The following is a 519-nucleotide window of genomic DNA, read 5'->3' as shown; positions in this document are numbered from 1 at the left end:
ATTCTGAACGACACCTTCGGTGCACTGGCCTGTGGATTACAGGCGTATGAGCCGCTCTGCGTCAGCGACAGCTACCTGAGCCAACTGGCGACGCGGCATAATCTGTCGCTCAACGGCTTTGTGCCGGAATCCGTCATGCTACAAGACAGCCTGGCGGCATTACCCGATGCGCCATCGCTGGTGGTTATTAAGGTGCCAAAAACCCTGGCGATGCTGGAGCATCAGCTCCGCATGCTGCGCGCGGTGGTCGCTCCCCATACGCGAATTATTGCTGGCGCTAAGGCGCGCGATATTCATACTTCCACGCTGCAACTGTTTGAAAAAATTATTGGCCCGACGCGGACCTCACTGGCGTGGAAAAAGGCGCGTCTGATTCACTGCGACGTGGCGCAAATCAATGTAGGTGAGTATTCACCAACCGTTGAGTGGGAGCTGGAAGGTTATGGTTACCGTATCCACAACCACGCCAACGTGTTTTCACGCGGTAGCCTGGGTATTGGTACGCGCTTTTTTATGCAG

General features: G+C 55.3%; 1 pseudogene. It reads left to right on the top strand.

The window, feature by feature from the left end:
* Positions 1 to 519: pseudogene (locus J5224_RS35130) on the top strand (23S rRNA (guanine(1835)-N(2))-methyltransferase); the annotation flags it as partial.

This window comes from Candidatus Symbiopectobacterium sp. NZEC135 (assembly GCF_025962695.1).
This window is presented reverse-complemented; position numbering and strand designations above follow the sequence as displayed.